Source organism: Photorhabdus aballayi (assembly GCF_026153155.1).
Classification (GTDB): Bacteria; Pseudomonadota; Gammaproteobacteria; order Enterobacterales; family Enterobacteriaceae; genus Photorhabdus; species Photorhabdus luminescens.
This window is the reverse complement of record NZ_JAPFCD010000021.1, coordinates 38,610-61,879: the sequence shown is the minus strand read 5'-3', so window position 1 is coordinate 61,879 and position 23,270 is coordinate 38,610. Positions and strand designations below refer to the sequence as shown.

The window sequence follows — 23,270 nt, the reverse complement described above, 5'->3', positions numbered from 1 at the left end:
ACTCTGTTCGTCAGAGTGGGAGAGGGTCTGTCATACCTGAAATTAATCTTGCGATCTTTCTCCATTTCATTGGAAGGGAAGCGTTAAAACAAAATAAAAGGAATATGATATGAGTACGTCTGATACGACTCTTTATACTCAAACCCCAACAGTCAGCGTGTTAGATAATCGCGGCCTGTCCATTCGTGATATTGGTTTTCACCGTGTTGTGGTCGGCGGGGAGACTGACACCCGCGTCACCCGTCACCAGTATGATGCTGGTGGACACCTGAACCACAGTATTGACCCACGCTTATATGATGCAAAGCAGGCTGATAACTCAGTAAAGCCTAATTTTGTTTGGCAACATGATCTGGCCGGTAATGCTCTGTGGGTAGAGAGTGTCGATGCTGGCCGAACTGTCACATTAAATGATATTGAAGGTCGTCCGGTAATGACGATGAATGCGACAGGTGTTCGTCAGACTCGTCGCTATGAAGGCAACACGTTGCCCGGTCGCTTGTTATCTGTGAGCGAACAAGTTTCCGACCAAGAGACTTCTCAAGTGACAGAGCGCTTTATCTGGGCTGAGAATACAACAGCGGAGAAAGAGTATAACCTCTCCGGTCTGTGCATATGCCACTACGACACGGCGGGAGTGACCAGATTGATGAGTCAGTCACTGGCGGGTGCCATGTTATCCCAATCTCACCAATTGCTGGCAGAGGGGCAGGAGGCTAACTGGAGCGGTGATGATGAAACTGTCTGGCAGCGGATGCTGGCGAGTGAGGTTTATACAACACAAAGCACAACTAATGCCATAGGGGCTTTACTGACCCAAACCGATGCGAAAGGAAATATTCAGCGTCTGGCTTATGACATTGCCGGTCAGTTAAAAAGGAGTTGGTTAACGGTGAAAGGCCAGCGTGAACAGGTGATTGTTAAGTCCCTGAGCTGGTCAGCCGCAGGTCATAAGTTGCGTGAAGAGCATGGTAACGGCGTGATTACCGAGTACAGTTATGAACCGGAAACTCAACGTCTGATTGGTATTGCCACCCGACGCGCCGAAGAGAGTCAAGCAGGAGCAAGGGTATTGCAGGATCTACGCTATGAGTATGATCCGGTGGGGAATGTCGTCAGCATCCATAATGATGCTGAAGCTACCCGCTTTTGGCGCAATCAGAAAGTAGAGCCTGAGAACCGCTATGTTTATGATTCTCTGTATCAGCTTATTAGTGCGACAGGGCGTGAAATGGCCAATATCGGCCAGCAAAGCAACCAACTTCCCTCACCCGTAATACCTGTTCCTACCGACAACAACACTTATACCAATTACCTTCGTACCTATACTTATGACCGTGGCGGTAATTTGCTTCAAATTCGACACAGTTCACCCGCGACTCAAAATAGTTACACCACAGATATGACCGTTTCAAGCCGCAGTAACCGGGCGGTATTGAGTACATTAACGACAGAGCCAACCCAAGTGGATGCGCTATTTGATTCCGGCGGTCATCAGCAGACGTTAATGCTAGGGCAAAATCTGGATTGGAATATCCGTGGTGAATTGCAACGAGTAACACCGGTGAACCGCGAAAATACCAGTGACAGTGAATGGTATCGTTATAGCAGTGATGGGATACGGCTGCTAAAAGTGAGTGAACAGCAGACGGGTAACAGTATTCAAGTACAACGGGTGATTTATCTACCGGGATTAGAGCTACGCACAACTGAGGTTGCAGATAAAACAACTAAAAACTTGCAGGTGATTACGGTAGGTGAGGCGGGCCGCGCACAGGTAAGGGTATTGCATTGGGAAAGCGGTAAGCCGGCAGATATCGACAACGATCAGGTGCGTTACAGTTACGATAATCTTCTCGGTTCCAGCCAGCTTGAACTGGATAGCGAAGGGCAAATTCTCAGTCAGGAAGAGTATTATCCGTATGGCGGCACTGCGGTATGGGCAGCGAAAAATCAGACAGAAGCCAGCTACAAATTTATTCGTTACTCCGGTAAAGAGCGGGATGCCACTGGGTTGTATTATTACGGCTACCGCTATTATCAGTCTTGGGTGGGCCGATGGTTGAGTGCTGATCCGGCGGGAACCGTGGATGGGCTGAATTTGTACCGGATGGTGAGGAATAACCCCATCACATTGACTGACCCTGATGGATTAGCGCCGTCTGCGAACCGAAATCGGAATACATTTTGGTTTGCTTCATTTCTGTTTCGTAAACCTGATGAGGGGATGTCTGCGTCAATGAGACGGGGACAAAAAATTGGCAGAGCTATTGCTGGCGGGATTGCGATTGGTGGTCTGGCGGCTACCATTGCCGCTACGGCTGGAGCGGCCATTCCCGTCATTCTGGGGGTTGCGGCGGTAGGCGCAGGGATTGGCGCGTTGATGGGATATAACGTAGGTAGCCTGTTGGAAAAAGGCGGGGCATTACTCGCTCGACTCGTACAGGGAAAATCGACGTTAGTGCAGGCGGCGGCTGGCGCGGCTGCCGGGGCGAGTTCAGCCGCGGCTTATGGCGCGCGAGCACAAGGAGTGGGTGTTGCATCAGCCGCCGGGGCGGTAACGGGGGCGGTGGGATCATGGATAAATAATGCTGACCGAGGGATAGGCGGCGCTATTGGGGCCGGAAGTGCGGTAGGCACCATTGATACCATGTTGGGGACTTCCACCACCTTTACACATGAAATAGCGGCAGCAACGGGTGGGGCGGCTGGTGGGATGATCACCGGTACACAAGGGAGTACCAGAGCAGGTATCCATGCCGGTATTGGTACCTATTATGGTTCCTGGATTGGTTTTGGTTTAGATGTCGCCAGTAATCCCGCCGGACATTTAGCGAATTACGCAGTGGGTTATGCCGCTGGTTTGGGGGCGGAAATGGCTATTAACAGAGTAATGGGCGGCGGATTTTTGAGTAGGCTCTTAGGCCGGGCTATCAGCCCACATGTCGCCGGTTTAGCCAGACAATTAGTGCATTTCAGTGTCGCCAGACCGGTCTTTGAACCTATATTTAGCGTTCTCGGCGGGCTTGCAGGCGGCATTGGAACGGGTCTGCACAGAGTGATGGGAAGAGATAGTTGGATTTCCAGAGGGCTAAGCGCTATCGGCAGTGGTATCGATAATATTGCGGGTATGATTGGTAATCAGGTCAGAGGCAGGGTCCTGACCACAACAGGGATCGCCAATGCGATAGACTATGGAACCAGTGCTGTGGGAGCTGCACGACGAGTTTTCTCTTTCTAGTAAATATTTTGAATAAACATCGCTAGAAATCTTCGCCCAATAATGGGCGAAGATTTCAGGGCCGGGAGCAGCCACTTTATTACCCCAATCATTAATCGCTGCTTTTGAGATTATAAGGTCATCACAGATCTATATGTCAGATTCTGAATCGCTTTGCAGAAAAGTTTCGTAATCCTGACCGCTGTAGAAGATGCCAATAATAGAAACTAATTCAACATCGCTATCAATAGCAATCACGGTTTGTTTCTTGTAATTGGTAATCCGTAAGCCGGAACAAATATCATCACGTTGAGTCCCGCGATGGGGAAAAGTTTATAAACTCTCGCAGAAAGCGATAGTACCGTCTGTATAGCGTGTTGCAGTGTCTGGGGAGGCAGTAACAGCCAGATAGTGGTAAAGTGTCACCAATTGCTCTGAGGACTCTGGTGAAAAGACAACACGATAGCTCACTTTAATTCTGCTTGCGTTCAGTAGCTAATCTTGCTCGTACTTGGTTAACAGTCAGTGCTCGTGCCGGATCTGCTTTCATGGAATCGTACACAGGGACGACTTGTTCGCGTAACCAGCTTTCAACCGCACGATCACGGGCCATTAACGCACGCAGGCCATCCCGAATAACTTCACTTTCCGTGGCATATTCTCCCGTCATGACCTTAGTTTTTACTACATCAGCCATTTCATTTGGCAATGTAATACTGAATTGTTGTGTAGTTCGCATGGCATACCTCCAGTTAGGTGTGTAGGATTTAATCCTACTCTGAAAATAAATATACGTCCAAAAAATAGACTCATAAAATAAAAAATTTTGGTGCCTATCTAGGTTACAGATCGGCAATCATTCGCAGCAGTTCTGGGCGATCAGGATGTACACTGCGCTCAATATTGACTTGGTGGGGCAAAGTTCTACGACGCATAGGATAAATAGTGCGGTACAGTTGATTTTCTTAATGAGTGACTGATTATTCTCTAATTTTCTAATGTGTTTATAATGCTCATGGCTTGTTCTTTATCTTTTACCCCCATTATAAATGAAGGATTTAAAGAAGTTTGGATAGTCGCCGTAACAAGATGAGTACCTTTAAATGATATTGTCATTTGGGTACCGATATTTTTATTGATTAAAGCATCAAAGTGAGCAAAGCATTGTTTATTGTTTTTTATCGCTATTTCTATCTGGTCATTCCCCCCTTCGTCTGGCCCTAAATAATCGATTTTGTCGGTACAGGCGTGAGTTAAGGTAAAATTACCGCCGGATGAAAATGCGAATTCCAATCCCTCTTCTGTTTGTGTTTGTCTGTTTGGGATATTTTGACCTGAACACCCGGTTATTACAGAGAGAAGTAACATAATAACAAACAAAATTTTCATGATTTCAACCTTTTTCATTTATTACTTTTCTGCCTATTTGTAAGCGAGTACTAAATTTCCGATTATCAAATTTGAATTTAATTGATGCTGGGATTTGGGTTATTTCACCGTTCATAAATTTGAGTGTTAAGTCATCAAAAGTAAAATCAATCTTTTTGAGTTTTAGCACCTCAGACACAATGGCATCCACACCGCCAGGTTTTGCTGGGATAGGCTTGCCTGATATCGTGCTCGGTCTGGCTTTTGTATAAATAACTTTCCAGAATGGTGCTACACCTTATCTACCAACAACCCTATGTATAACAATGAGTTGAAGAAAATCATGTGTAGCGGAATTATGAAACCTTATTTATATACCCGTTATTTTTCAAGTTGCCTCTTTGTTGGCTGCGCTCACTCACCCCGGTCAGATAGTTCGCTATGCTCCCGGGGATTCGCTCCCTTGCCGTCGCGATGCATCTTGAAATCCATTGGGTATAGTCCGTGGCCAATTTTAATGAGTAGCCCTTTCTTTGTTAGTTGTTTAATTTGGTAGATATGTCTTGAATAAAAATGAGCACGTTATTTTAGCGTACTGCTATGGTCGTAACGATGAAGCATTACGATTTTACAGAAATTTGCCGCCTGTTGTTAGTTACGGTTAGCCACCAGTTCCTCTTTTAACTGATGCACTGATAACGCTGGCTCATGCTGGCGTTTTTTGTTTTGTGTGCGAGGTAATCGCAGATTGTCAGAAAATAGAACTTATTTTAAACACGTTGTAGACATCCTATAATATTTCTTATTTTACATAAAATTATTTTATCTATTCAGCTAACAGGATTATTTTATGAGTACTAAAGTTATACCTATCCCATCATTTGGTCGTGATATGGCTATCAATGAGCCAACTGTTCTGGTTGATCAGGAGCACATCAACAGCCTAATAGAAAAGATCGATATTTCACAACCTGCGGCGGTGATCAGCTATGGCGCCAAGCCTATGGGGGGGATCGCTCGTTTTGCTGATACGTTATTGGAGAATGTACGAACCAAAGAGGCTGATGAGGTAGGCCAGAAACTCTCGGATTTGGTCATGTTTATTCGTGAACATGATGCGTTATCCGCAGAAGAGAAGAGTAGTCGCTTTCTGAGAAAATTACCGCTGATCGGCGGGATCTTTAAGAAAGTCGAGCGCACCATGATTGATCAGAAAACGCTAACACAGCAAGTCGATACCATTGCCACTCATCTGGATAGTGCAATGCTTAACTTGCTGCGTGATATCACGGTGTTAGATCAACTCTACGATCGCAATCTAAGTTTCTATAAAGAAATATCGCTCTATGTGGAAGCGGGCAAACAGAAGTTACAGCAGATTAAAACGGTGGAGTTGCCCTCATTACAGAGCAAGGCTGAAACGTCTCAAGACATGATGGATGCGCAGAGTGTTAAAGATCTACTGGAAAATATTAATCGTTTTGAACGCCGTCTTCATGATCTGGAACTGTCAAAAACCATTGCTATACAGACTGCGCCACAGATTCGGATTGTACAAAATAACAACCAGCAACTGGCGGAAAAGATCCAGAGTAGCATCCTTTCCACATTGCCAATCTGGAAAAGTCAGATGGTACTCAATCTGTCACTGAAAGCTCAGCATAGAGCGGCTAAATTGCAAAAAGAGGTGGCCGATACGACCAACGATTTACTGCGCAAAAATGCTGAAATCTTGCAACAGAGCAGCATTGCAACGGCTACTGAAGTGGAACGCTCTATCGTTGACATTGAAACCTTGCGTGATGTGCAGAGCCGTTTGGTCAATACGATTGAAGATACAATGCGTATTGCGTCAGAAGCGCGCGTTAAACGAACTGAAATTGAGAAAGAACTCTCCTCAATGGAAGATAATTTACGTCAGCGTTTAACTGCGGCGGCTAATGCACAATATTAGTCATCTCATCAGATGTTTTCTTGACAGGAATGGATAATAGTAAGAGGAATAAAATATCCTATGCCTACACCTCAATCATCGTCTGACCGTGATGCGGCACAACAGCAGAAGCCGGGAGTGATGTCCCTGCTCGGTAGCATCAGGCGGTCTTTATCACGGGTACTGTTTCATATCAAAGTCTTTGTCCTCGCTTTTATACTGGGTTGTGTTGTTCTGTATACTCCTTGGTCTTTTTTGGCCTTGCCAGTGGGTGATGGTCATATTTCTAGCATAGTGCTGTTATCAGTCTATATCGGATTGTTGGCTCTCTATCCGTCACGTCCACATAGACCGGCGACTTTGGCCGGTTGGTTGGTGGCGGTGTTGAGTGTACTGGCGGGGCTGTGGGCCGCCGCACTGTTGTTTGGCGGGCTGGCGGCTTTGTTCATCACGATTATCAGACAACGTAAACTAGAGGTAAGCAGGTTCCCGTTATTACTGATGACAGCGAGTATTATTGTCGCGTTGTTTAGAATTGATGCCCATGCGATTCCTGTTTGGTTTGGTGTTGTATTTTTTATCGTTGTGTTGACAACGGGGTTTGCTGAATTCTGGGAGCATCTCCGGCAGCAGAAAGCGCTGCAACGGCAGCAACAGATTGCTGCTCGTCAACAGGCAGAGGAACAGTGTCGGCAAGATGAAGCACAGGCAGAGTTTACTGAATATTATGAGCAACTGACTCAGATCAAACGTTATAAGTCTGGCATGACATATGAGATACAGGAATTGATTAGCCAGATTGAAGAGAAAACGCAGGCGATCATTGGCTGTATGCAGGCTGATGCCCGGGATGTCACTCCCGGTAAGTTATTTCTCAACCGTTATTTGCCAATGATTGTTAAGGCGTTGGAGCGTTGTGTTTCGTTAGAGGAGCAGAATGCGAATAGCGCGCAATTTGAAGAGGTGAGGTTACTGACTTATCAGGGGATGCAAGAAATGAGTGTCGCATTTGGTGAAATGCACCAGCGTCTGTTGGATAACGATATCGACGATCTATTGGTGGATCTAAAAGTAATGAATCAGTTGATCCGTTCCCAAGGGTTTGGTGTTAAGGATGATTAAAAAATTTATGGGAATTATGACATGAGTTTGTAAATAGATTTTGCCGTTGTCTGTTTTTGATATGTTCGCCAGCATGTCGATAGAAGCTGACCGGGCTATCAATGGTTCATTGCGGTTGTAATCGACGGCATGCAAAGCCCTCAGTATGAAAACGAGGTTTTGTATAATCAGCCTCGTATGGGGGAGACGTTCAAGGACTATGTATCCAGGACCACTGATGGGCGTAAGTTCGGCATTATTGTCAATGACGCTGAGCAGTGGTCCGATCGATTGGCTCGGATGGGGGCGCGTATTTTTGCACCCATCACGGATGCCCTGATATCTTTGGCATTGCAGACGGATCTGACACTGAATCAGCGTTTGGCTGAGGTTAATGAAGGTGATCATTGACGCCATTGCTTTTGTCATGAAAGGTGAACTTCCAGGCAGCTACCTTGGTACTCCGGGGATAAGTGCCGCTGTTTATGTTCATCTCTACACATTCACACAAATCCTTGCCCCGCTGAATTATAGGTGATTTTATCACCATCGCCCACCATTGATATGACGCCTTGGGCGTTATCTCATGTTTTTCCAAGGCCGATAGAGCCTGTGTGTACAACCTACAGTCAGTGTTCTAAACGTTCGTGTCACGATGTTCGTGTTGCCTGTTCATAGAAATTTACATTCTAATAATATTATTAGAACTATTAATTATTTGAACGAAAAATATTTATTATGTATGATTATTATCAGTTTTCCTAAAGTGTCTTATTAAATCTATAAGGATTAGCTCGTTTCAGATAAAAAAACTAAAAATAACGATATTGTGTTTATTATATGTAGAAAATTTACTTTGGTTAGATGGTTTGTTGTGTGGCATTGTTAATGTAAATTTATGCATAAGCATTGTTGCTCTGTCTTTCGGTTAAAGTAGAAGCAAAGTACGTCCTGTCAATGTTGCATGGCTGACTTCCTTCTCATGAGCTACTATTTAGGATAAATACTATGTTTGAAAGTTTTATGAACGAAGTGCCGAAAGTACACGTTAATATTAAACGGAGCTTCCGTACTGGTAGTGCACAGAAAAAAGTTAGTGTCAATAAAAATGACGGTAACAGTGTCCTCTCCGAATATTCCTCCGTTGTACACCCCAGTGTTGAAAATCCCTTGTCTGCTGATGGCAATAAAGAAAAAATCACTCTGACTTTCCGCGATTTGAAATCCAATCTGCTAGACAACGCTATGTTCTGTAAAGAACTAGAGACCATTCTGAAAGTGCCGACGCTGAGCGATCACCGGCATAAGGCGAAAATTAATCTGCTATATACAACATCAAAGGTCCCTCCAGAGATAAGCACCACCACCTGAAACAGGTTGAGTTGCACTACAAAAAAATCACCTAGATTGACTAAGGTCGGTAACCGCATTCGTTTCGATTTTTGAAGCGAGTGGCGTCATTGCACAATTTGTCAGTGGGAAGGATAACGGTCCTTTGTGTTTTGCCGAGCGTCTGCGGGGGCAGGTGCTCGGCAAAGCGCCCCATAAAGTAATACACCTTATGCGCATTGGTCATGGCGAGGGGCGGTAGCGTACTAAAACTGGCATCAGCTATGAGAGAAAAACGTATGGAACGCTCGCTGTTGGAGCGAGGGAAAACTTCAAGATATGTAGTTTTACAATTTTAAAAAGGAGATTGGCGTTGAAAATATCGATTGTTGGTGCGGGTGTTATGGGGTTAGACACCGCGATGGTGTGCGCCGCTTTTGGTCATGATGTTGTTATTCTAGACATTGATCCAACCGTACTTGAGAACATTCCTTCCCGGATAAAAAATGAGTTTAGGCTCTATCGCATGCTTGAGCCTAAACTCAAATCGGTAAATGTAAATGAGCTGCTTGAACGAGTAAAAGTGGTCAGTGACTATCAGGAAATTGAAGGGAGCGACTGGGTCATTGAAAATGTGAAAGAAGATCTGGCAGCTAAACAGAATGTGTATGAACGGTTGTCGCCTGTCATTAATGAGAAGACCTACGTCGCTGCAAATACTAGTTGTATTTCAATTACTAAGATTGGCTCATGCTTACCTTATCCAGAGCAAGTTATTGGCTTGCATTTCATGAATCCTGTCGCGCTTAAGAAATGTGTAGAAGTCATTAAAGGTTTCCATACCAGCGACAAAACGCTAGAAGCTTCCCAAGCCTTGCTGCAAAGCATTAATAAGAATGCGGTGGTGGTGGAAGACTACCCCGGGTTTGTTTCGAACCGATTATCTCACCTGTTTATGAATGAAGCGGCTTTTCTGGTGCAGGATGGCGTTGCAACGCCAAAGGATATAGACAAGATTTTTAAAGATGGATATGGCCATGCTATGGGGCCTCTGGAGACGGCCGATCTGATTGGGCTGGATACCGTGGTGAATTCACTACGTGTCCTTTATGACAGCTATCAGGACCCAAAATACCGATGCTGCCCACTGCTTAAAAAAATGGTTGATGCCGGGCATTTGGGCAAAAAAAGCGGTATGGGTTTCTTTAAATATAAATAATTGGGAAAGTGTGAAAATGAATATTGACACACAAGTTGAAGTCACAAATAAACCCGTTAAATGTGTGATTTGGGACTTGGATAATACTATTTGGGAAGGCGTTTTATCTGAGCAGGATGAGGTGAAACTCAAAGAAAATATTCCCCAGATTATCAAAAAATTGGATAACATGGGTATTTTGCAGTCTATCTCTAGTCGAAATGAGGCTAGTGATGCGATGGCTAAACTTCGCGAATTTGAACTGGATGAGTATTTTATTTATCCGCAAATTAATTGGGGGCCGAAGTCTTTATCGATAGAAAAAATTCAGAAGAGCCTGAATATTTCAGCCGATACTTTTATTTTTGTTGATGATCAAATAATGGAAAGGGATGAGGTTAATTCAAGGCATCCTGACGTTGTTTGTATTGACGCTTTAGAATATAACACACTGCTAGACTTACCGCGAATTGCAAGCATGGAAATATCCGATGATGCAAAGCTGAGAAGGCGTCGTTATCAAGATGATATCCTCAGGAAGAATGAGGAAGAGCAATTTATCGGCACTCCTGAAGACTTCCTCAGTCAATTAGATATGAAATTTTATATTGCCAAAGCCGAAGAGGAAGATTTGCTCCGAGCTGAGGAATTAACACAACGTACCAATCAGCTCAATTCTACCGGTATTACTTACAGTCGTGATGAACTATCAGCGCTTATGGCTGCTGATGATCATGACCTGTTTGTATTTGAATTAGTCGATAAATATGGCTCTTACGGAAAAATAGGTCTTGCTCTGGTTCAATATAAAGGTGATACGGATTATATAAAGCTTTTGCTTATGTCATGTAGAACCATGTCCAGAGGTGTCGGCAGTATCGCTCTGACTTATATTATGAAGCAAGCTAAAGAAAAGTCACATAATTTGCATGCTGAGTTTAAGCGGACACAGCGTAATAGGCAAATGTATGTAACCTATCAATTTGCTGGCTTTAAAAAATGTCAAGAGCTCTCAGATGATACAATAATTTTCTCCCATGATTTGAGTCAAGTTCCTGATTTTCCGCGTTATGTCAAAATTGAAATTAATTAAAGGATGAGTGTGTGAAAGATTCATATATTATATCAACGGAAATTCGTCATTTTATTGAAAATAACATTACCAATCTGGATGATGAAATAGAGTTAAAGGACGATACTAATATTTTTGAAAGCGGTCTGGTTAACTCTTTATTTTCTATGAGACTTCTATGCTTTATCGAAGATAAATTTTCGATCTCGATTCCAGATGAATATATTGAAAGAGAGAATTTTATTTCGATTGAAAAAATGCAACAACTTGTCCAAAAAATAAAAGGTTAGATTTTATTTATGAATAATAAAATGGACCGGCTAGTTAAATTAGCGAAAGAGTTTTCAAATGAAGTACTTCGGCCTAATGCTGGCGTGTTCGACCAACAAGGCGGCGTACCAAAAGATGTTATTACTCAAATGGCCGATTTAGGGTTTCTGGGGTCTATTCTACCGCGAGAATATGGCGGTAGCGGCATTGATCCATTGTCATACGGCTATTTAACGGAAGAAATCGGTAAAGGTTGCAATTCGGCCAGGGCATTGCTTACGGTTCACACCAGCTTGGTGGGTGAAACTTTAGTAAGGCTTGCCAACGCGGAACAGAAGGAAAAATATCTGCCGGCGATGTGTAAAGGCGAGAAAATTGCCTGTTTTGCACTGTCTGAGCCCAATGCCGGGACAGATGCTGGTTCAATTCAAACAACGTATGAAGAGACAGATTCAGGCTATCGCATCAACGGCAATAAAAAGTGGATCACCTACTCAGGAATTGCCGATTTGTTTCTGGTTTTCGCCAAGAATGGCGACAAAATCAGCGCCTTTATGGTGGAAAAAGAAGCGGCTGGATTGAGTCGCACGCTAATGACCGGGCTGTTGGCTAGTCGCGGTGCTTATCTATCCGAGTTGAGCTTTGATAACGTGGAGATCTCCAAGGATAATCTTATCGGGCGAGAAGGCGCAGGGTTAAGCTTTGTCGCAAATACTGCGCTCTTTTATGGCCGATATAGTATTGCTTGGGCAGGGGTTGCAATTGCTCATGCGGCCTTGGAGGAAATGGTGACTTATGCTCGTAAAAGAGAACAGTTCGGTAAAAAAATTGCCCAACACCAATTAATTCAAGGCTTAATTACAGATTCAACAACGGTCTTTTATGCGGCAAAAGCCCTATGCGAAAAGATCGGTGAATTAAGAAACCAAGGTAGCCATGATGCAATAATGGAAACAAATATTGCTAAATATCAGAGCTCTTTAGCGGCTATTCAGGTTGCAAATAATGCTGTACAGGTTTTAGGTGGTAATGGCTTGTGTAATCACTATCCTGTGGAGCGATTATATCGAGAAGCCAAAGTGCTGGAAATTATCGAAGGCACCAGCCAAATTCAGCAAGTTTTAATTGCACAACATGCATTAAGACAATTTTATCGTAAACAGTCCGTTCTTTAGATCTCGATATATCAATTGCAACAATAAACCATCATGCCAAATTTATTTGGCGATAATATTTTGAGTATCTTGGCGTCCTATTTGTTCGAAAAATAAATATTATTTCTGAGATACTCAAAATTATGACTATTAGGATCTGCTATTGGCTCTAGGTTTGGAGCAAACGTTAAAAATAACCAAGCTCTGTATGAGCATTGATCTCCTACTATTACTCGCCTGTGTAACAACGAAAACAAAGGTTAATTATGGAAAATAGTTTTACTGGACTTGAGGTTGCTGTAGTCGGCATGGCTGGGCAATTTCCTGGTGCTGACAACGTAAGTGAATTCTGGGAAATGTTGCGAGGCGGTATAGATGGTATCAGCTCATTTACTGAAGACGAACTTAAAGCCAATGGAGTTCCCAAAGAAGCGTATTCAAGAGAAAACTATATTTCGGCAAAGGGAATAATTAATCATCCATTCAAATTTGCCGCAGATTATTTTGGTATTAACCATTCTGATGCCGTAAGGATGGACCCACAGATCCGTTTAATGATAGAAAACTGCTGGCAAGCGTTAAATCATGCCGATATCGACTCTAAAACATACCAAGGAAAAATTGGTGTTTTTGCTGGAGCAAGTAGCCAATGGTCCTGGTTTAAAGCATTGGATGCACAATTTAGTTCAGCGGCTGAGCAGTTCCATGTTGCTACTTTGAATGATCCCTCATTTTGTACGCGAATCTCCTATTTACTGAACCTAAGAGGGCCATCTGTCACCATTCAAACTGCGTGTTCGACCTCCTTGGTCGCGATACATATGGCATGTCAGGCGTTACAAGCCGGCGAGTGTGATGTTGCGTTAGCTGGCGGGGTGAGTATCACCCATCCTCATAAAAGCGGCTATCTATATCAAGAAGGGATGATTAACAGCCCTGACGGTAAAACTCGCGTATTCGATGAGCATGCATGCGGCACCGTATTCAGTAATGGAGTTGGCGTTGTTGCTTTGAAGCGCCTTGATGATGCCATCCAGAGTGGCGATAGAATTTTTGCCATCGTTAAAGGTAGTGCAGTAAACAATGATGGCAGTGACAAAATCAGTTTTACCGCGCCTAGCGAGTTGGGACAAAAGAGTGTGATTCAGGACGCTCTTGAGTATGCGGAAGTAGACGCGGAACAAATTAGTTATATCGAAGCGCATGGAACTGGTACTTTGCTTGGCGATCCGATTGAATTATCCGCATTAAAAGGCGTTTTTCAGGGTGATGGCCCATGTGCGTTAGGCTCGGTAAAGTCTAATGTTGGTCACTGTGACGCGGCCGCTGGCGTCTTAGCTTTTATCAAGGTCGCGCTTTGCACCTATTTCAAGACATTAGTTCCTACGCTGCACTTTAAAAAAGCCAATCCGAAACTGGATTTGGACAACTCGCCTTTTTATATAAACACCGAAACCAAGCCGTGGGATATCGATAATGGTGGTGTGCGATTGGCAGGGGTGAGTGCATTTGGCGTAGGTGGAACCAATGCGCACGTAATTTTGCAAGAGTATGGGGACGAAGCACAGCCTTCGTTGGCGGAGTTGCAATATCAATCATTGCCGGATCGCCTTGAGTTTAGACCTGTTGCGAATGTCCAAAAAGAAAAGATTCAGCCTGCGCAGGTTGTAGAAGTACACCAAGCGCGAGCGTATTCACTTGATGAGGCCAGTTTACAAACAGCGCTACTTGAGATGCTGAAAACGCATTTTGCAAAAGATACGATTACGCTTAAAGACAATTTTTTTGATGCTGGCGCGAGTTCACTCGATATTGCGCATTTACATGACAAGGTCAACACTGAGTATGGATTGAACCTAAAAATCAGTGATTACTACCGTTATAGCAATTGTGAAAAATTAGCTCAGCATATTTGCTCATTAGGTAATAGCCAAACATTACAAACGAGCAAACGCACACCTCAGAGTACCTCGCCAATATCCGTTTCAAACGACGATACCCGACACAATTATCCACAGCACGCGGTTGCTGTTGTGGGAATGAGTGGGCGCTTTCCGGGCAGTGAGAACATTCAAGAATATTGGCAAAATCTGCTAGAAGGTCATGAAGGTATCAGCTTTTTCTCAGATGAGGAGTTACTCGAAGCAGGTGTTCCTGCGGCGGTTTTGCAGTTGGATAATTACATCAAAGCAAAGGGCGTGCTATCGAGCTCGTTTGATTTTGATCCAGAAGCGTTTGCGTATACGGCTCGTGAATCTCAGTATATGGACCCGCAATTCAGATTGTTACATGAAGCGACATGGCAGGTACTCGATGATGCCGGATATGGCAATCAAAAATACAGACCGATAACCGGGTTGTTTGCCTCTTGCGGCTCGAATCATGAGTGGTTGGAGCGATTAAAAAAAGAGGTGACGGATTCAACGGAGCAGTTTGGCGTCGCGCTTTTGAATGACCGAGAGTTTTTGACAACTCGCGTCGCTTACAAACTGAATTTAACCGGACCGGCGGTAACGGTTCAAAGCGCCTGCTCCAGTTCTGCGTTGGCTATCACCTTAGCTTGTCAGAGCTTATATACTCATCAATGTGATCTCGCATTGGCTGGTGGCGTATCGATTACCACGCCGGTTAAAAGCGGTTACATGTATGCGCGAGGTATGGTCAACAGTTCTGATGGTCATTGCCGTCCATTTACCCAAGAAGCGAGCGGCACGGTATTTAGTGATGGACTGGGGATGGTGGCTCTCAAAAGGCTAGAGGATGCACTGAGAGATAATGACAACATTTATGGGGTGATCGCTGGTTTTGGCGTCAACAATGATGGTCATGATAAAACGGGATACACCGCCCCGAATGCCAATGGACAAGCCAGTTGTATTCGCCAGTCTTTAGATATGGCCGGTGTTAAGCCCGACGATATTGAATTTTTGGAAGCGCATGGCACCGCAACTTTAGTTGGTGACGAAATCGAGATTGAGGGGATCAAAGAAGCGCTTGGCGCAAGTGACAAAAATTGTGTACTGGGGAGTGTTAAATCCAACATCGGTCATACCAATACAGCGGCAGGCGTAGCAAGCTTTATTAAAACGATATTAGCGCTTAAATACGAAACATTGCCGATGTCATGCCATGTTACAGAAACGATCCCTGATTCTTTATCGAACACTCGATTTACTTTGATCGATAAATCAAGGCATTGGAAGGGTGATAATGAGATTAGAACCGCAGGCGTCAGCTCCTTTGGTATTGGCGGAACCAATGTGCACTTGACTGTTAAATCGATAAAGCAGCCAGTGAAGAAGGATAATGAGCGTTCAGAACTTGTCGTTCTGTCAAGCAAGAGCCAGCAAGGTTTAGCGAAGATCGCGAGTAAACTGCACGACTATATCCAACATGCAGATCAAGCACCCAACCTGACAGATTTAGCTTACACATTGCAATTAGGGCGAGGCGAGTTTGATGTCCGTTCGTCAGCGGTTGTAGATAGCATTGAAGCACTGAGCATCACTTTGTCTCGTTTGGCAAGCGGCAAGCCGGAGGGGCGCGAGGTTTCAGGCAATGCACCCGGTCTTGTCTTTATGTTTCCGGGGCAGGGGGCACAATATGTAGAGATGGCGAAAGGTTTGTACCACGAGCTAGACAGCTTCAAAAATATAGTGGATACATGCCATCAACTGCTGCGTGAGCAATTTGATATCGATCTGTTGTCGCTCCTGTACAGCGATGGAGAGGATGCAGAAGAGCGTAGTATTGAACTACAAAATACCCGAATAACCCAACCGGTTATCTTTGTTGTCTCTTATGCACTGGCGAAGTGTCTGGAAAGTTTCGGTATCCGGGCCAATGCAATGATTGGTCACAGTGTGGGAGAGTATGTCGCCGCAACACTGGCAGAAGTGATGACCTTGGAAGAAGCCCTTAAATTAGTGGCTTCACGTGGTCTCATTATGCAGGAGTGTGAACCGGGAGCCATGCTCAGTGTCGCGTCGAGCAGAGAAAAAATTGAGCCATTTCTGACGGATTCAGTGACACTGGCGACGATTAACTCGCCTAATTCATGTGTTATCGCGGGTCCTTTTGCAGAGGTTAAAGCGGTACAAGAGCGATTGTCACAAGAGAACTTCCGTTCTCGATTATTGAAGACATCGCATGCATTTCATACCGCGATGATGTTGCCGGGCGTCGATAAGTTTCGAGCAGAACTGGATAAAGTGAATTTTAAAGCGCCAAAAGCGGCGTTCTTATCCAACGTCACAGGCCAGTGGATTCAGCCCGAAGAGGCATGTTCGGCCGACTATTGGATCAAGCATTTATGCCAGACCGTTGAATTTCAACAAGGTATTGAAACTTGCCTGCAAAAGCCGGAACTAAATGTATTTTTAGAAGTTGGACCGGGACGTACTCTTTCAACTTTTGTGAAGCAAATAGCGGATAGTAACGCGAATATTTCCGTGTTTAATCTGTTACGTCACCCACTTGAGGAAGAGAGTGACCAAGCTTGTTTGCTCAAAGTATTAGGGGAGCTTTGGTCTTTGGGATGTTCTATCGATTGGATGGTCTTATACCAACATGTATCTCCGGGGCGTATTAGCCTTCCTGGCTATCAATTCATAAAAGAGCCAAGTTTAAGTGAATATCATATTTCCTCTTCTACGGCTGGTCGGGTATCTGAAACTAAAGTCACTAAAAAAGAACTCACTCAGTGGTTGTATACCGAACAGTGGCAACCTGTTGAGTTACCGACCGAAAGTACCGAACAGGCAAATAATATCGTCTGTTTTGTGCCGAATTTAGCGTGGTGTAACGCATTTACTGAACGCTTTAATCAAGAGGGGCAAAAACTTAAATTCATTATTCCGTCGCCGGAGTATTATATCGACGGTCAGGTAATAGGCGTTACACCGGGAGATAAAAATAGTTTCGATAAATTAATGGCTGAGTTAGCACATTCTGGTTTCTTACCGGACTCAATTATTTTTGCCTGGCCGCTTTCCGGTACTAAAGACATAATGACATCTTGGTTTACTGTCATTTTATTACTGCAATCATGGGGGAAATCGGGGCACTTATCTGAGTTTCGTTTATTATTGGCGACTACCGCACTACCGGAACACAGTCTGCTTAATGGCTTAATTAAGGTTATTGCTCAAGAGGTCACTAAATGTCATCCTCGAATTATTGAATTAGATACGGCTGAATCTATTGAGGTGGCATGCGATATTCTTGCTCAAGAATTAACAGCAAGCGATATGCGTTTTATTGTCAAAAGATCTCAACAAGCGAGATTTGAAAAGCGTTACGAACAGTTTGAGAATGCCAACGTTATTTCCCAAAAACAGCTTTTCAAAAAACAGGGTGTTTATCTGATTACCGGTGGATTGGGTGATCTGGGGTTATTATTTGCAGAGCACTTAGTGACGCAGTATGGCGCTAAGGTAATTTTATCGGGGCGTAGAGATTTACCTCGAAAAGCGCAGAGGGGTGATGCTGAAATAAAAGTCCATCCGCAGTCGAAACTGATTGATCGAATACATCAATTATCTCTGATTAGTGACGGCGATATTGATTACTACGCGGCAGATGTTTGTGATCGTCAGGAGATGGAAGCGCTTATTGGGCACATTGAAGCACAATATGGTCAGTTAAATGGGGTGATCTGTGCGGCAGGTGTTACGCGGGGAGATTCTTTCCAAGGCATTAACCATATTACTATAGAGAATTGTCAGCCCCAGTTTGACACAAAAGTTTATTCTTACCAGTTGCTTGCAGAACTATTAGAACACAAGCAAATTGATTTCTGTCTTTTATGCTCTTCCATTGCGGCTATTTTGGGGGGCTTAAGCTTCTCGGCTTACAGTTCAGTGAGTTCTTTTGCTGATGCATTTGCGAAACAACAAAATCAGTTGGGCAAGCCTTGGATTAGTATCAACTGGGATGGTTGGGTATTTGAGCGTAAAGATGCTGATGACGTCATAGGTTCTTCACTAGAGCAGCTATTAATTGAGCCGGATGAAGGTCTTGCTATTTTAGAACGCGTTTTACAGTCACCTGTTGAGGGACAGTTAATTGTTTCTACCGGGGATCTGAACCAGCGATTTGAACAATGGGTTGGCACCCATATTCGGCCTTTTACGTATCAATCCCATTCAGCACATTCAAAACAGATATTCTCAAAACAACAGATCATCGACACTATTATGGATATTTGGAAAAACTTCTTAAAAATCCATTCGATTAATAGTGGTGATAACTTCTTTGAATTAGGGGCCAATTCATTGGATTTGGTTCAAGTCAATAAGCGCATTACCGCAGCGCTTTATATTGATTTGTCCGTGGTGGATATGTTCAGTTATCCGACATCAGAATTACTTGCTGATTTTATTATTGAGCAGAACGTCATGATGGTGGAGGAGCTATCAGCAGCTTCGGTTGAAAATAATAAAGCAGCAGAACTTGATACTCCGTTGGATAATCAACGAAGCCAAGATCACAATACTGATATCAGTAAAAAAATCGCCATTGTGGGTATTGCTGCTACATTCCCGGAAGCTGAAAATATTTACGACTTTTGGCAGAACCTGACTTACGGTAAAGAATCCATATCGATATTCAGCAAAGAAGAGCTTCTTGAAGAAGGGATCGATCAGGCTCTATTAGATAATCCCAACTACATCAGAGCGAAAGGGGTATTTCCTAATGCGGGTGAGTTTGATGCTACCTTTTTTGGCTATACACCTTACGAAGCAAGGCAAATGGACCCGCAAGTTCGTGCTTTTCATACCTGTTGCTGGCAGGCCCTGCAAGACGCTGGCGTTAAGCCAAAAGAAAGCAGATACAAAATTGGTCTTTATGCGGCAGCGTCAGGCAACTTGCAGTGGTTAGCTCAGGCGATGGCGACGGCTGAGGGAAGTGCGGGCCAATATAGTGCAATGACCGTGGCGGATAAGGATTATATGGCGACCATTGTCTCCTATAAATTGAATTTGACAGGCCCCAGTATGGTTTTGTCAACCGCCTGCTCGTCGTCTCTGGTTGCAGTCAATGAGGCAATCAAATCCCTGAGAGCGGGAGAATGTGATGTCGCGCTTGCTGGCGGCGTCTCCATTACTTTACCGACCAAAGCCGGTTATCTATCCGAAGAGGGAATGATCCATGCAAAAGATGGGAAGTGTCGCCCGTTTGATATCCAAGCCAGTGGTACAGTTTTTGGTGATGGCGTTGGCGTGGTGGTATTAAAACCACTCCAGCAAGCACTGAAAGACAACGACAATATCTATGCGACCATCGTAGGCGCCGCTATCAATAATGATGGCGGCAGAAAGGTCGGATACACTGCGCCAAGTTATCAGGGACAAGTTGACGTGATTCAAGCCGCGCTTAAAGATGCGAATGTTTCGGCAGACACGTTAAGCTTTGTTGAAGCGCATGGTACGGGTACCCATCTGGGAGATCCCATCGAATTTAAAGCGCTTAAACAAGCCTTTGCTACTGATAAGAAAAACTTCTGCAAATTAGGCAGTGTAAAATCCAATATCGGACATCTGAACTCAGCCGCAGGTATTGCCGGACTGATAAAAGCGGCAATGGCGCTTAAATATAAAGAGCTGCCGCCGACAATCAACTTTGCCAGAATCAATGCGGAAATCGATATTGCCAACAGCCCATTCATTATCAGCAATCAATACAGCCGACTTGATGATGCTCAGGGACCTCTGCGAGCAGGTGTCAGCTCGTTTGGTATCGGTGGTACGAACGCGCACGTTGTGCTTGAACAGGCGCCAGGTGTAAATCGACAAACACTGACCAAAGAGCAGTCAGGCATTCTACCAATCGTATTGTCGGCTCCTGATGAAAAGTCGTTAGACAGTTATAAGAAGCAGTTGAAGCGAGCAATACAAAGCAACGTCGTTGATGGGCACATTAATGAGCTGGCATTGAGTCTAATGCAAAGAGAGGTTATGCCTTATCTGTTTGTTGCTTATAGCCGGGATCGAGAAGGTTTATTGCAGCGACTGTCATCACCCTCCTCTGATTATCTCTACAACGGCATCACAGCGGATAGAAAAGTGGTTTATTTGTTCCCGGGACAAGGCATGCAATATGCGGCAATGGGACTTTCTCTCTATCACACAAATAATCTGTTCAAAACATGGTGTGATCGAGGATTTGAAATAGCCAGTGAGTACTGCACGATTGATTTAAAAAAGCTTTTCCTCGCGGGGGAAGATGATGAGAAATTGTATAATACCGAGTTTGCTCAGCCGTTAATGTTGATTATTGAGTATTCACTGGTGCAGGTTCTCGCCTCTTATGGCGTTAAACCGGCCGTGATGTTGGGCCATAGCTTAGGTGAATATGTCGCCGCAGCGGTTGCTGAAATCTTCTCGTTCGATGATGCTGTCAGGATGGTTTGTGCCAGAGGCCGCTTGATGCAGTCCACGGAAGCTGCCGCGATGTTATCGGTTATGTGTTCGGCAAAAGTAGCTCAAACTATGTTGTTTGGTCGCTTGGAAATCGCGCTTGATAATAGCAGTGAGCTATGTGTGCTCTCCGGTTCAGACGAAGAAATCACCGCATTTGAGCAACTCTGCGAATCCAGATCAATCAAGACCAAGCGTCTTAAAGTCAGCCGTGCTTTCCATTCCCGTTATATGGAGCCAATTTTGGCTGATTATGAGCGAGTTATCGATGAGGTGAAACTCTCAGAACCCAAACTTCCTATCATCTCTAATATGACCGGAGCATTGAGTACTAAAAATATGATGTCGGAACCGCACTATTGGGTTGGTCAAATTCGTGAACCGGTGCGTTTTACTCAGGGATTAGAAGAATTACTGGCAAGCGGTGATTGTATTTTCGTTGAGGTAGGGCCTGGCAATGGTTTATCGTCCTTGGTTAAACACCATCAGGATTTCAATGCAAAACATCTCTGTATTTCTCTTATGCGTCATGGCAAAGAAGAGGAGTCTTGTCTCATGGAAAGTTTGGGCATGTTGTCGCTGTTGAACGCCAATGTTCATTGGCAGCATGAATTAAACGGGATGGCTGTACCTCCAGTAAACCTTCCGCCTATGCCGATTCGAGGGAAAGAATATCCTAAAGATGTGAAAAGGCTACAGGCTATTTTCTCAGGTAAAGCTGGCTCTGACGTAACCCAAGTATCTACACAAAGTGTGGCGAGAAACCCAGTTTCTGGCGCTACGAAGATAAAGAGTGTGGAAGAAGAACTTAAGGTTATTTGGAAAAATGTACTGGGTGTCAGTGATGTGAAGGGGGAAGATGATTTCATCGCATTAGGCGGTACTTCACTATCCGCAGTACAAGTTATTGCGAAAGCGAAGTCTGCACAAATTCCCATTGATATGAATATGCTGCTATCACGCAACAGCCTGAATGAAATCACCCGTTTGATCGATCCGCCGAATTCATCTAATGCGATAGGTTGGCAGTACAATACACAGTTCAAGCCTGAGTTTTATGGTAGTGATGCGAGCTGTATGTATTCAGCGGTGAGAGAGAAACTGAAACATGATTATGGTTTGAATTGTCCAGATAGCTTAATGCGAGCATCGGATGGAAGTTTGCTGTTTGGTTTTGGCGTACAGTCCTCAGACTCACAAGGCAATATCCTGAGTGACTATCAGAATTATGGGGCGCTATTGGATTGGCCTCAGTTGCAAGAAAGTTTCTCGTTTTCCTATCACAAGCAGTTTTTTGACGATTTGGAATCTTACACCGCGTATTGCATAGAGGAGCTGGAGAAAGGAAAACTGGTTATTGTAACCGGATCAGATTACTACTTACCGTTTTCTCCTTCTTACGGGCTGAGCCATAGTGAATATTTACTTAGGCCGCTATTCGATAATATAGAAATCGATGAGGAAGAGGTTATTCCACATGCGTTTGTTTTGGTTGGGCGTACTCAAGGAGGCTATCAAATCTATGATGGGAGCTTTAATTACTTTGGTGAAATAAGTGATGATGAGTTTGCGCAAACTGTTATCGGGTTCAAAGGACTCGATTTTATGAAATCTCATGAGGTGTATCACAAATCTCGTTCTTATCTTGCGATATCGGTTGTTCAAACGGGGGTGTTTTTACCTACTGACCGTCTATTACGTAATACGCTAGATAAAACCCTATCGGGATTGCAGACTCACACTGCTATTACGCATGGAGACACGCCAATTCACCATTATGTTGGTATCGGCGCTGTCAATAAATTGATGGAAAGCCCTGAGCTGTTATTAGGGATGACATTTGGTGAATTGGAGCAGTTTGTAAAGCGGTGGTTGTCACAGTTGGAGCTTCTTCATCGTTTCCTTGCTATGGCAATACCTGAGCATACGCAATTGTGGGCGGACGGTGTGGCGGGCATGACCGAAGCGCTTCGGAAGCTTATTATCGTTGATAATCAAAATCTCAGTGCCAATGACGTCACCAGCACAATGACGTTATTTAAACAATCGCTTGAGAGCGTAATTGGCAAACTAATGTGATATTTGCTGGCAGAGTTCTTGTAGTGAGAGCTCTGCCGCTATTTTAATTTATGTTGGCAAATTTTACTCGCACTCTTATATACCCGTCATCTTTCAAGTTGCCTCTTTGTTGGCTGCACTCACTCA

Annotated in this window: 15 protein-coding genes; 12 read left to right on the top strand and 3 right to left on the bottom strand. The window is 44.2% G+C overall.

Going from position 1 to position 23,270, the window contains the following annotated elements; translation table 11 throughout:
* Window positions 1-109: 109 nt before the first annotated feature.
* A complete protein-coding gene (gene tccC, locus OO184_RS12695; protein ID WP_265379499.1) occupies window positions 110-3,241 on the top strand; it encodes an insecticidal toxin complex protein TccC in 3,132 nt (1,043 codons plus the stop codon).
* Window positions 3,242-3,553: 312 nt separating this feature from the next.
* Here tccC and OO184_RS25060 read toward each other — a convergent pair whose 3' ends face one another.
* The 3 genes from OO184_RS25060 to OO184_RS12680 form a co-directional block, all read right to left on the bottom strand.
* Window positions 3,554-3,691 carry a type II toxin-antitoxin system RelE/ParE family toxin gene (locus OO184_RS25060; protein ID WP_312023700.1) on the bottom strand — a complete coding sequence of 46 codons (138 nt, stop codon included), beginning with the start codon at window positions 3,689-3,691 and terminating at the stop codon, window positions 3,554-3,556.
* 1 nt (window position 3,692) lies between these two features.
* Complete coding sequence (locus OO184_RS12685) at window positions 3,693-3,959, bottom strand: ribbon-helix-helix domain-containing protein (protein WP_265379497.1); 267 nt, start codon at window positions 3,957-3,959, stop codon at window positions 3,693-3,695.
* Window positions 3,960-4,207: 248 nt separating this feature from the next.
* Window positions 4,208-4,627 carry a hypothetical protein gene (locus tag OO184_RS12680; RefSeq protein ID WP_265379496.1) on the bottom strand — a complete coding sequence of 140 codons (420 nt, stop codon included), beginning with the start codon at window positions 4,625-4,627 and terminating at the stop codon, window positions 4,208-4,210.
* A gap of 524 nt (window positions 4,628-5,151) precedes the next feature.
* Here OO184_RS12680 and OO184_RS25220 point away from each other — a divergent pair.
* The 11 genes from OO184_RS25220 (at window position 5,152) to OO184_RS12630 (ending at window position 23,144) form a co-directional block, all read left to right on the top strand.
* A complete protein-coding gene (locus OO184_RS25220; protein ID WP_376712557.1) occupies window positions 5,152-5,253 on the top strand; it encodes a hypothetical protein in 102 nt (33 codons plus the stop codon).
* A 185-nt stretch (window positions 5,254-5,438) separates the two neighbouring features.
* Window positions 5,439-6,542 carry a toxic anion resistance protein gene (locus OO184_RS12675; protein WP_265379495.1) on the top strand — a complete coding sequence of 368 codons (1,104 nt, stop codon included), beginning with the start codon at window positions 5,439-5,441 and terminating at the stop codon, window positions 6,540-6,542.
* A gap of 60 nt (window positions 6,543-6,602) precedes the next feature.
* Complete coding sequence (locus tag OO184_RS12670; protein ID WP_265379494.1) at window positions 6,603-7,643, top strand: 5-bromo-4-chloroindolyl phosphate hydrolysis family protein; 1,041 nt, start codon at window positions 6,603-6,605, stop codon at window positions 7,641-7,643.
* Window positions 7,644-7,772: 129 nt separating this feature from the next.
* Window positions 7,773-8,033 carry a hypothetical protein gene (locus OO184_RS12665; RefSeq protein ID WP_265379493.1) on the top strand — a complete coding sequence of 87 codons (261 nt, stop codon included), beginning with the start codon at window positions 7,773-7,775 and terminating at the stop codon, window positions 8,031-8,033.
* Window positions 8,023-8,160 (top strand): hypothetical protein, encoded by a 138-nt coding sequence (locus OO184_RS12660; protein WP_265379492.1) that lies wholly within the window; start codon window positions 8,023-8,025, stop codon window positions 8,158-8,160. Before OO184_RS12665 ends, OO184_RS12660 begins: the two co-directional genes overlap by 11 nt.
* Before the next feature lie 470 nt (window positions 8,161-8,630).
* Window positions 8,631-8,993, top strand: a complete 363-nt coding sequence (locus OO184_RS12655) for a type VI secretion system contractile sheath small subunit (RefSeq protein ID WP_265379491.1) — start codon at window positions 8,631-8,633, stop codon at window positions 8,991-8,993.
* Window positions 8,994-9,324: 331 nt separating this feature from the next.
* A complete protein-coding gene (locus OO184_RS12650; RefSeq protein WP_265379490.1) occupies window positions 9,325-10,170 on the top strand; it encodes a 3-hydroxyacyl-CoA dehydrogenase family protein in 846 nt (281 codons plus the stop codon).
* Window positions 10,118-11,242 carry an HAD-IIIC family phosphatase gene (locus OO184_RS12645; protein WP_265379489.1) on the top strand — a complete coding sequence of 375 codons (1,125 nt, stop codon included), beginning with the start codon at window positions 10,118-10,120 and terminating at the stop codon, window positions 11,240-11,242. Before OO184_RS12650 ends, OO184_RS12645 begins: the two co-directional genes overlap by 53 nt.
* 11 nt (window positions 11,243-11,253) lie before the next feature.
* Complete coding sequence (locus tag OO184_RS12640) at window positions 11,254-11,511, top strand: acyl carrier protein (RefSeq protein WP_132343741.1); 258 nt, start codon at window positions 11,254-11,256, stop codon at window positions 11,509-11,511.
* 9 nt (window positions 11,512-11,520) lie between these two features.
* On the top strand, window positions 11,521-12,666 hold the full coding sequence (locus OO184_RS12635) for an acyl-CoA dehydrogenase family protein (protein WP_265379488.1): 1,146 nt from the start codon (window positions 11,521-11,523) through the stop codon (window positions 12,664-12,666).
* A gap of 245 nt (window positions 12,667-12,911) precedes the next feature.
* Window positions 12,912-23,144: a type I polyketide synthase gene (locus tag OO184_RS12630; RefSeq protein ID WP_265379487.1), complete on the top strand. Its 10,233-nt coding sequence runs from the start codon at window positions 12,912-12,914 to the stop codon at window positions 23,142-23,144.
* The last annotated feature ends 126 nt before the right edge of the window (window positions 23,145-23,270 follow it).

What these genes read in the sequence shown, in the direction of transcription:
- tccC (WP_265379499.1), top strand. Translation starts at nt 110, where the DNA reads ATGAGTACGTCTGATACGACTCTTTATACTCAAACCCCAACAGTCAGC.
- OO184_RS12685 (WP_265379497.1), bottom strand. Translation starts at nt 3,959, where the DNA reads ATGCGAACTACACAACAATTCAGTATTACATTGCCAAATGAAATGGCT.
- OO184_RS12680 (WP_265379496.1), bottom strand. Translation starts at nt 4,627, where the DNA reads ATGAAAAAGGTTGAAATCATGAAAATTTTGTTTGTTATTATGTTACTT.
- OO184_RS12675 (WP_265379495.1), top strand. Translation starts at nt 5,439, where the DNA reads ATGAGTACTAAAGTTATACCTATCCCATCATTTGGTCGTGATATGGCT.
- OO184_RS12670 (WP_265379494.1), top strand. Translation starts at nt 6,603, where the DNA reads ATGCCTACACCTCAATCATCGTCTGACCGTGATGCGGCACAACAGCAG.
- OO184_RS12665 (WP_265379493.1), top strand. Translation starts at nt 7,773, where the DNA reads ATGCAAAGCCCTCAGTATGAAAACGAGGTTTTGTATAATCAGCCTCGT.
- OO184_RS12655 (WP_265379491.1), top strand. Translation starts at nt 8,631, where the DNA reads ATGTTTGAAAGTTTTATGAACGAAGTGCCGAAAGTACACGTTAATATT.
- OO184_RS12645 (WP_265379489.1), top strand. Translation starts at nt 10,118, where the DNA reads ATGCCGGGCATTTGGGCAAAAAAAGCGGTATGGGTTTCTTTAAATATA.
- OO184_RS12635 (WP_265379488.1), top strand. Translation starts at nt 11,521, where the DNA reads ATGAATAATAAAATGGACCGGCTAGTTAAATTAGCGAAAGAGTTTTCA.
- OO184_RS12630 (WP_265379487.1), top strand. Translation starts at nt 12,912, where the DNA reads ATGGAAAATAGTTTTACTGGACTTGAGGTTGCTGTAGTCGGCATGGCT.